Genomic DNA, 7209 nt, shown 5'->3' with positions numbered 1-7209 from the left:
TATCAATAGCACTAAACTTAAATAAACTGGCAACCAAAATAGAAAATAAGAACTTAGAAATCATAAAATACAAAGCTGCTTAAGAAAAAAATATTAATTTCATAAGCTTTATTAAGTGAGCCTATTTTTAAGGAAAATGTGGAAAAATTTATTCTCACCTTAAAAATCTCTATATAATTAAATTACTTAATACAAATATCCGAGAAAAAAGTGATGAGCAGAATAGATTTACCTATTCTGCAACATCACCTTTAGTTAAAAAGTTTATAATCGCTTAGGTAGTCTAGTTTAGAAAAAACAAAATTCTTAAAATCCTATTCAAAATCTCCTATTAATAAACTTTGGGCAATAGAATATATAACTTCATCTGGGATTTCATTTCTCTTCTCTTTTATATCTTCTAGAGCTTTCAAGTAGCCTAAAATCTCCATCATAATCTCTTCAGAAGAAGTACCGCCACCAGGGCCGGCGCTCATCTTACTATCAAATTCTTCTCTTAGCAAATCCAATTGTTCTAAATTTTCATCAAGAATAAGGTCAATTTTTAAACTTTTACATATTTTTTCTAAGAGATAATAGGTTCTTTTATCGTTGGCTCTTATCTTTACTGGTTTTAGTCCTACATTTACTATGCTTTCAAAGAAGTCATTAACTAGAGTGTTTGGATCCTCTCTGTAATTTTTAACAGGCCTAATGGGAATAATAGTTCCACTATTATTTTCTAAGGCTAAGATAAATTGAGGATAGTAGGTATTTGAGTTTTCTTCATTAACTGGAGCTGTTACAACGGTGAGTTTACATTCAATATCAGTTTTATTTTTTATCCTTTTTAATTTTTTGGCTATATCCATACGGACCACAGATGCCCTAATATAGGGGTCATCATTTTTCCAATCAAGGTCAACTTCGCCGTTTATAAGGTATTTGCCATTAATTTTTTCAAATAATATGAGTTTATCTGCCTCAGGCATAATTTTTATACCTAAATCGTCAAGGCTATTTTCTTCTAAAAGTTCAGCTAAAGCCATGCAAGCTTTCAGGGCTTGCTCTATATAATGGTAGTCACTATCCTTGTTAAACTCACTTAAAGGAGAAAAAGGAGTGGTTTTTCTAAAGTGAGGCATAGACAAGGCACCTCTTATATTTATAGAATTTCTCTTTTTATAATCCCTAATATCATTAGCTTCATTACTTGTAATATCATCTTTATTTCCAAGCACTAACTGATAATTATAATGATCTAGAGATGAAAGAAATTTGTCGTAGTCAGATACATGTCCTTCAATTTCAAAAATATCTCTAAAATACAGGATACTCTCAGAACCGGTATATAGACTTATAGCGTTGTATTGTCCGTTGGAACCCATTATGCTAATAAGTCCGATTTTACCATCGTCTAGTTTTATAGCAAAAACATGGTTTTCATCCATTTTCTTCCACAACTTTTTATTTTTGTATTCAAAAGCCAGCTTGTAATACTTATCTAGGTTATTCATCGTTCATCCTTTTCTTGAAGTATATTAGATTTGATTTAATATTGTTATAAGATTATTCTACCATTATGTGTCTGAATTTACCGAAATTTGCTAGTAGAATAATATTGCCAACAATAAGAACTATTTGAAAAATAAATTAATTCACCTGAAAATAATATTTAAAAATATTAGAGATAGCCACTAAAGGGGGAAAATAAATAGGATTCTTTTAAAAATCAGCTACTAAAAAGGTCGGATATGTAAAGAATAAAAAAAGACAATCCATGGATGAGGAAAGTTTTTACCGAAGTGATATAATAAAAGCAAAGAAGAAAAGGGAAAATCATGAAAATCACATATAAAGACCTAGAACAATTAAAAGAATATGTAAATTCCAACATCAATTCCTTGCCTAGGCTAACTTATCAGTCAATAGTAGATGATTTTGAGATAAAATTCACCCATGAATCAACAAAAATAGAAGGCAACACTTTAAGTATAAGCGAAGTAAAGACTCTCCTGGTAGATAATATTTCAGTAGGGGGCAAAGACTTAAGGGAAATCTATGAAGTTATAAATAACCAAAAAGCCAACAAATATATTGAAGGAGAAATTAAAAAAGGAGCCAGCCTAACAGAAGACTTAATTAAAGACATCTATCAAATAGTAACAGAAAACATCATCCAAGGCAGTCTTACTAGAAATCACAACGTAAGAATAACAGGAGCTTCATTCAGGCCACCAGATTGGGTGGAAGTAAGGGATAATATGAAGTGGCTAATTGGTGATTTTAATGAAAAAAAAATCCAAAGAAAATCCAATAGAGCAGGCAGCCTTTCTCCACGCAGAATTTGTAAGAATCCACCCTTTCCCAGATGGTAATGGAAGGTGCGCGAGGATTTTATTAAACTTCATCCTAGAGATTAATGGATACAAGGGAATAATAATTAATTATACAGATAGTCCAAGATATTATGAATCACTGGATAAGTATGCAACAAATAAGGGCCTAGATGATTTTTATAATTTGATTTTAGAAAAGGAATATGAGGTCTTGGAAGATTATAAGAATGAAATAGATAAGGCCAAGGCCTATGGGGATAATTAGTTTGATTTAATTATTATAAATTTATGATATAATATTATTAAGAATTTTAAAGATTCATTCTTATGATAGGAAAACCTGATGAAGCCTATCAAAAAGGCCAGCTATTTTTTTAGCTGGTCTTTTCTCTTTATAAAAATTCTACTTCATTTTCTCCAATAACTACAGAAGGCACTCCTGCCCTGTGGGCTGCCCTTACATCAGCATAGCCATCTAGGGTGTCCCTATATTTTAGAAATAGCTTAAGGCTTGGCATGGATGAGGTTATATTTACCATGTCGTATTCTGCGTATTTTTCTGGGTTTTCCTTGGCTTCTGCTAGGATATTTGCACAATCTGGGCAGAGGTCGCTTACAAAAAGTATCTTATCTTTCATTTTTTATCCTTTCATACTCTACATATTTAAAGCTAAGTCCATTTTCAATCATAGGCTCAGACTCACTTTTTATCCTAAAATTAGGATCGGTATCGAAATTGTGAAGGAAAATTTCTGCAGGTCTTGTGGCATCAATCTTTGTAATGATGGCTCCATCGCAATAATCTATAAGCAGGTCTACAAGCTCAGCCCCTCCAATCAGGAAAACTTCCTTATCAAGATTTTTTACATAGGAAAGAAGGCTTTCTAAATCATTAAAGACCCTAGCTCCCTCTCTTTTTAGATTTTTATCTCTAGATAAAATCAAATTTTCCCTACCTGGTAGGGCCCTGCCCATTGAATCGAAGGTCTTCCTTCCCATAATCAAAACCGATCCCATGGTCGTATTTTTAAAGTGGGCAAGGTCTGTCTTTATATCGTAAAGCATCTTATTATCCTTGCCTATGGCCCAATTTTTATCAACTGCTAAAATTACCTTCATAATCCCTCCGCCTTATTTATACCCAAGAAAGATAGAAAATAAATAGTAAAGTGTAAGGAGAAAGAGGTAGATATGAAAAATAAATTATGGCAAATCTTTAAGTCAACCTTCTATCTTTCAGCCTTCACCTTTGGAGGTGGTTATGTAATCATAACCCTTATGAAAGATAGTTTTGTAGATAAATTAAAATGGATAGATGAAGAGCAAATGCTCGATATGACAGCCATAGCCCAATCGGCACCAGGAGCTGTCGCAATCAATGCATCTGTGGTTGTAGGCTATGAAATAGGAGGGATCCCTGGTATGGTCGTTGCAATCCTTGGCACAAGCCTACCACCCCTTATAATCATATCGGTAATTTCAATGTTTTATCAGGCCTTCATCTCAAATATTTATATAGCAACCTTTCTAAAGGGCATGCAGGCAGCCATTGCCGCCCTGATTTTTAAGGTATCTTACGACATGAGTAAGGATATCCTAAAGGAAGGGTCAAAAATTGCCCCAATCATAATGGTGGCAGCCTTTATAGCAGCCTTTATTTTTAAGGTCAATATTGTCTATATCATCTTAAGCCTGATAGTCCTTGGCACAATAAGTTCGATTATTGAAAGGAGAAAGCATGCTTCTTAAATTATTTATAAGCTTTATAAAAATCGGCCTATTCTCCTTTGGGGGAGGCTATGCAGCCCTTCCTCTTATCCAACAAGAGGTAGTGGTAGAAAATGCCTGGCTAGGGGCAAGTGAGTTTAACGACCTAATCACCATCAGCCAAATGACACCAGGACCTATTGCCATAAATTCCGCAACCTTTGTAGGGACAAGGGTTGCAGGACTTGCTGGAGCCATGGTAGCCACAGCCGGCTGCATCCTACCATCGGCAATAATTGTAGGGATTCTCTCATATTTTTACAAAAAATACAAGGATCTAGCCCTAATAGAAAATATCCTAAAATACCTAAGGCCAGCCATAGTCGTGATGATCCTAATAGCAGGCATAGACATAGGAAAAACAGCCCTCTTTGGTGAAACAGTCCCAGATTTGGCAAGTTTTGATATAAAAATGTTAGGAATATTTATAGGTTCACTAATAATAATGCTAAAAAAAGACCTGGATCCTATAAAGGTCATGGTCGCAGGCGGGGCAGCCTATTTGCTCTTGACCTTGGTCATTTAAGGAGATAAGTATGAGTAAAATAAACATTGTAGACCTTGCCAATAAATTGGGAGTAAGTACCGCGACAGTTTCAAGAGCTTTAAATAACAAGGAAGGGGTTGGAGAAAAGACCCGTAACAAGGTCATAGAAATGGCGAAAGAAATGGGTTATACCCCCAATGTCATAGCTAAAACAATGCGAAAAGAAATGAATGTAGTGGTAATTTTTCCAATAAAGGATGAAAATGCGAGCTATTACACTGACTTACTTTGGAGGGGCTATAAGTCAGGCAAAAGGGAAGTAGAAAATTTTAATATTAAATTTCACGAACTATATTATGAGGGTCAATCTTTTGATGAAGTTGATAGGAAATACTTGGATAAGTTGGCTGCCCTTGAAAATCAAGGGGTAAAAATAGATGCCATCCTAGTTTATCTAATAGGAGATAACTTCGAGCTTACTGATTATATAAATGATCTCTATGATAATGATGTACCTGTAATTGCTATCCACAAGAAAAAACATGATTTAATGGCTAATTTCCTTGTAACTGACCAGGCAGAAGTAATAGGTAGACTGGCTGGAGAGATGTTTGGCTATTTCAAAAAAGACTTTAAAAATGTATTATTAATTGAAAATCAAAAGGAAAAATTTTTTGGTGAGGACCTAACAAGCTTTGGTTTTAGAGCTTATTTGGCCAAAAATCACGCTGAGTCAAATATATATTCCTTTGATCAATTTGAAGGAGACCTAGATGAAAAAATAAAAGAATTATTGGCAGAGCAAAAAATCGATATAGCTTTTGCAACAACGGCTAGGGCGAGCAATTATCTGGCGGATAAGATAGAAAATTATAAATTAAAGGATGATGTGTTTTTTATAATAGCTGGACGAAATAAAAAATCTGAATCTTATCTTAGGAAAGATATATGCAAGTGCATAATAGACAATAATCCCCTAGAAGAAGGGCGTGAGGCCGTAAAAATATTAGTTAATATCCTAATTAGAAATCTTCACCCTAAGCTAGAGGTAGGCCATATTTACAAAAAAGAAATTAAATCAAAAATAATTTTTAAGTCAAATCTATAAAAAGATTTGACTTATTTTTTTATTTATGGTATAAATTAATTAACGTAAACGTTTACGTAAAATACAAAAAGGAGTTATTATGCAGGAAAAATTATTAAGAGATAAGCAGTATATCGAATACGTCGAATCTGCTCCAAGCTTTTCTATAAAAGATAAGCTAGGCTATATGTTTGGAGATTTGGGAGGAAATACCTTACAAGTTATAGTTAATACATATTTGTTATTATTTATGACATCAGTCATAGGGATAACTGCTGGTCACTTTGCAATAATAGTGGCAATTTGTAAGGCGCTAGATTCTTTAAATGATCCTTTTATAGGAAGATTTACAGATAAGGCTGCGGGAAATAAGTATGGTAAATACAATAATATAATTAGAAAAGTATCCATACCAATGGCAATAATGACTGTTATGCTATTTATAGATGTATCAGGATTTGCTTATGGACTAAAGGTAGCGTGGTGTCTAATAATTTACTTCCTTTGGGGTGTAATATCATCATTTTGGAACATTCCTTATGGGACAATGCTTAATGCAATTTCACAAAATCAAAGCCACAGGGCAGAATTATCTAACTTTAGATCAATTGGTTCACTAGGTGCAAACGTTCTTGTCCAAACAATAGCACCATTATTAATTTTCAACAATTTAAACGAAGCTACATCAAAAGGATTTTTAATCCTATCTGTAGTAGGTGGAATATTCTCAATAATTTGCTTAATCTTTACAACAAGGTGGGCAAGAGAAAGAATAGTTGTAACAACCTCACAAGAAGAAAAACAAGATGTAAATTATAAGAATTTATTCTTAGCTTTCTTAAAGAATAGACCGATGATATCAATAATTTTAGCATATATCATTGTAAAATTCTTCATACAAACAACAGGTATAACCAATCAATATGTCTTTCAAATACATTTTGGAGAAACCAAAACTTTAGCCTATGCTGGAATTGCACAAATGATACCAATGATTTTGTGCATGCCACTTTTAAAACCACTACTAAATAAATTTGGTAAGAAAAATATGATTACATGGCCAGTCTTAATTGCAGCATTAATATATGGATCCCTTGCCTTTTTAGAAGTAAGTCCAATGGCTTGGGTTATAATTCAAGGTGTTGCCTCATTCTTTACAGGATTCTTTTCACTATTAATATGGTCTCTAATAGCAGATGGGGTCGACTACCACGTTTGGCTAACAGGTGAAAGAAATGACGGTATGGTATATTCTGTAGTAACCTTTGTTGTGTTTTTGATAGCAAGTCTATCTACAACATTTATTACAATCCTTTTATCAGCAGTAGGCTTTGAGCCATTATTACAAGCTGCACAGGGACCGGGGGTAGCAGATAATATCAAAAACCTAGCCGCAATCCTACCATCTATCGGTTGTCTGCTTATATTTTTAGTATTCATATTCGTATATAATTTAAGCGATAAGGATATGGAAAAGATAAGTGCAGAAGTAGGTCATAAGGCAAAAGAAAAAGAAGAAGAATTAGAAGTAGAGTTAAAAGAGGTATAAA

At 33.5% G+C, this 7209-nt stretch carries 9 protein-coding genes; 6 read left to right on the top strand and 3 right to left on the bottom strand.

All coding sequences use genetic code 11. From position 1 onward, the window contains the following. Window positions 1–314: 314 nt before the first annotated feature. The gene (locus NH286_RS08295) at window positions 315–1496 is read right to left on the bottom strand and encodes a DUF6930 domain-containing protein (RefSeq protein WP_265238207.1); all 1182 of its coding nucleotides are present in this window, start codon (window positions 1494–1496) and stop codon (window positions 315–317) included. 324 nt (window positions 1497–1820) lie between these two features. On the opposite strand from NH286_RS08295, the gene NH286_RS08290 reads away from it, so the two are divergent. Then, window positions 1821–2357: a Fic family protein gene (locus NH286_RS08290; RefSeq protein ID WP_265238205.1), complete on the top strand. Its 537-nt coding sequence runs from the start codon at window positions 1821–1823 to the stop codon at window positions 2355–2357. Next, on the top strand, window positions 2269–2583 hold the full coding sequence (locus tag NH286_RS08285) for a Fic family protein (RefSeq protein ID WP_265238204.1): 315 nt from the start codon (window positions 2269–2271) through the stop codon (window positions 2581–2583). Before NH286_RS08290 ends, NH286_RS08285 begins: the two co-directional genes overlap by 89 nt. A 127-nt stretch (window positions 2584–2710) precedes the next feature. Here the strand turns inward: NH286_RS08285 and NH286_RS08280 are convergent, their stop codons facing one another. Together NH286_RS08280 and NH286_RS08275 are read right to left on the bottom strand one after the other, a co-directional pair. Next, window positions 2711–2956: a hypothetical protein gene (locus NH286_RS08280; RefSeq protein ID WP_265238202.1), complete on the bottom strand. Its 246-nt coding sequence runs from the start codon at window positions 2954–2956 to the stop codon at window positions 2711–2713. Next, on the bottom strand, window positions 2946–3437 hold the full coding sequence (locus tag NH286_RS08275; protein ID WP_265238201.1) for a dihydrofolate reductase: 492 nt from the start codon (window positions 3435–3437) through the stop codon (window positions 2946–2948). The genes NH286_RS08280 and NH286_RS08275 overlap by 11 nt, the downstream gene beginning before the upstream one ends. Window positions 3438–3509: 72 nt before the next feature. On the opposite strand from NH286_RS08275, the gene NH286_RS08270 reads away from it, so the two are divergent. From NH286_RS08270 to NH286_RS08255, 4 genes are all read left to right on the top strand, one after another. After that, window positions 3510–4067 (top strand): chromate transporter, encoded by a 558-nt coding sequence (locus NH286_RS08270; RefSeq protein ID WP_265215096.1) that lies wholly within the window; start codon window positions 3510–3512, stop codon window positions 4065–4067. Further along, entirely contained in the window at window positions 4057–4611 is a 555-nt protein-coding gene (locus NH286_RS08265; protein ID WP_265238199.1) for a chromate transporter, read from the top strand. Before NH286_RS08270 ends, NH286_RS08265 begins: the two co-directional genes overlap by 11 nt. A gap of 10 nt (window positions 4612–4621) precedes the next feature. Further along, window positions 4622–5680 carry a LacI family DNA-binding transcriptional regulator gene (locus NH286_RS08260; RefSeq protein ID WP_265238197.1) on the top strand — a complete coding sequence of 353 codons (1059 nt, stop codon included), beginning with the start codon at window positions 4622–4624 and terminating at the stop codon, window positions 5678–5680. Between the two features lie 79 nt (window positions 5681–5759). Beyond that, window positions 5760–7208, top strand: a complete 1449-nt coding sequence (locus NH286_RS08255; protein ID WP_265238195.1) for an MFS transporter — start codon at window positions 5760–5762, stop codon at window positions 7206–7208. Window position 7209 lies beyond the last annotated feature (1 nt).

This window comes from Anaerococcus sp. NML200574, from assembly GCF_026131665.1.
Classification (GTDB): Bacteria; Bacillota; Clostridia; order Tissierellales; family Peptoniphilaceae; genus Anaerococcus; species Anaerococcus kampingae.
This window is presented reverse-complemented; position numbering and strand designations above follow the sequence as displayed.

Bases quoted from the DNA above. Each gene is read 5' to 3' on its own strand.
- NH286_RS08295 (WP_265238207.1), bottom strand. From the start codon at position 1,496: ATGAATAACCTAGATAAGTATTACAAGCTGGCTTTTGAATACAAAAAT.
- NH286_RS08290 (WP_265238205.1), top strand. From the start codon at position 1,821: ATGAAAATCACATATAAAGACCTAGAACAATTAAAAGAATATGTAAAT.
- NH286_RS08285 (WP_265238204.1), top strand. From the start codon at position 2,269: ATGAAAAAAAAATCCAAAGAAAATCCAATAGAGCAGGCAGCCTTTCTC.
- NH286_RS08280 (WP_265238202.1), bottom strand. From the start codon at position 2,956: ATGAAAGATAAGATACTTTTTGTAAGCGACCTCTGCCCAGATTGTGCA.
- NH286_RS08275 (WP_265238201.1), bottom strand. From the start codon at position 3,437: ATGAAGGTAATTTTAGCAGTTGATAAAAATTGGGCCATAGGCAAGGAT.
- NH286_RS08270 (WP_265215096.1), top strand. From the start codon at position 3,510: ATGAAAAATAAATTATGGCAAATCTTTAAGTCAACCTTCTATCTTTCA.
- NH286_RS08265 (WP_265238199.1), top strand. From the start codon at position 4,057: ATGCTTCTTAAATTATTTATAAGCTTTATAAAAATCGGCCTATTCTCC.
- NH286_RS08260 (WP_265238197.1), top strand. From the start codon at position 4,622: ATGAGTAAAATAAACATTGTAGACCTTGCCAATAAATTGGGAGTAAGT.
- NH286_RS08255 (WP_265238195.1), top strand. From the start codon at position 5,760: ATGCAGGAAAAATTATTAAGAGATAAGCAGTATATCGAATACGTCGAA.